Source organism: Streptomyces glaucescens (assembly GCF_002154375.1).
Taxonomy (GTDB): Bacteria; Actinomycetota; Actinomycetes; order Streptomycetales; family Streptomycetaceae; genus Streptomyces; species Streptomyces glaucescens.
The window spans coordinates 870-2,358 of record NZ_MUND01000744.1; the positions used below are offsets into that span (position 1 = coordinate 870).

Genomic DNA, 1,489 nt, shown 5'->3' on the forward strand with positions numbered 1-1,489 from the left:
TCGGGTATGCCCGGGCCCGCGTCCGAGACCAGGACGATCACCGCGTCCTCCCCGTTGTGCACGTCGACCGCGAAGGCGGTGCCTTCCGGGGTGTGCCGGAAGACGTTGCCGAGCAGCGCGTCCAGCGCGGCGGCGAGGTCGGCGCGGGCCACCGGGATGCGCACCGGCCGGTCGACCCCGGCCAGCCGCACCGTGCGGCCCTCGTCCTCGGCGAGCGCCGACCAGAAGGCCATCCGCTCACGCACCACCTCGGCCGCGTCACAGCCGGCGCCCGGACCGGCCGCGGCGGTCTGCGGCTTGGCCTCCCGGGCGGTGCGGATGATGGTGTCCACCTCGCGCTCCAGCTGGGCCACGGCGGCCCGGGTCTGCTCGGCGGCCGGGCCGTCGCCGAGCGAGGCGGTGTTCAGCCGCAGCACGGTCAGCGGGGTGCGCAGCCGGTGCGAGAGGTCGGCGGCCAGCTCCCGCTCGTTGGCGAGGAGCTGCACGACCTGGTCGGCCATCGAGTTGAACGCGACCGCCGCCAGCCGCAGTTCGGTCGGCCCCTCCTCCGGCACCCGGGAGCCCAGCCTGCCCTCCCCCAGCTCGCGCGCCCCCTCCACCAGGCGCCGCGCGGGCCGCACCATGCGCACGCCCAGCCGGTCGGCGACCGCGACCGACCCGACGATCAGCGCGAGGCCGACCCCGGCGAGCACCGCCCAGGCGGTGCCGACGCCCTTGGAGACGGCGGTGTCGGGGATGAACACCTCGACGACCGCGAACTTCCCGGAGCTGAGCGCGACGGGCTGGAGCAGCACGGATCCGCCGGGCACCTCGGCGGTGGAGGCGCGGCCCAGCTCCCGGATGGCGGCGATGTCCGCGTCGGCGGCCCGCTGCCGCCCGATCTCGACCCCTGCGCCGTCCTCGGCCGCCGGTATGTGCACGGCCATCCCGGCGTCGGAGCCCGCGGCGGCGACGACCCGCTCCAGCTGGGCGCGGTCGGTGGTGATGGACAGCGCGGGGGCGATCTCGGCGGCGTCCCGCTCGGCGTTCGAGAAGGCGCGGTCGCGGGCCAGCTCCTTGACGACCAGCCCGAGCGGCACGGCGAACGCCACCACGACCATCGCGGTGACCGCGAGGGAGACCTTGACCAGGGCCCACCTCATCGCGCCGGCTCCGCTCCCGGGGGCCGCACGTCCGGGACGTCCGCCGCCGGGGGCTCCAGCTTGACGCCGACCCCGCGCAGGGTGTGCAGGTAGCGCGGGCGGGCCGCCGTCTCGCCCAGCTTGCGGCGCAGCCAGGACAGATGGACGTCGATGGTCTGGTCGTCGCCGTAGGACTGCTGCCACACCTCGGCCAGCAGTTCGCGGCGGGGCACGACCACGCCGGGCCGGCCGGCCAGGAAGGCCAGCAGGTCGAACTCGCGGCGGGTCAGGTCCAGTCGGACGCCGTCCAGTTCGGCCTGGCGGCGCAGCGGGTCCACGGTGAGCCCGCCGACCCGGAGCACCGGGGC

2 protein-coding genes are annotated in these 1,489 nt (G+C 76.5%); both read right to left on the reverse strand.

The window, feature by feature from the left end; genetic code table 11:
- Positions 1 to 1,142 (reverse strand): sensor histidine kinase (locus CCN42_RS36460; protein WP_245877631.1); only part of this gene is annotated, 1,142 nt, incomplete at its 3' end.
- On the reverse strand, positions 1,139 to 1,489 hold a 351-nt coding region (locus tag CCN42_RS36465; protein WP_143662146.1), incomplete at its 5' end, for a winged helix-turn-helix domain-containing protein. The genes CCN42_RS36465 and CCN42_RS36460, both read right to left, overlap by 4 nt.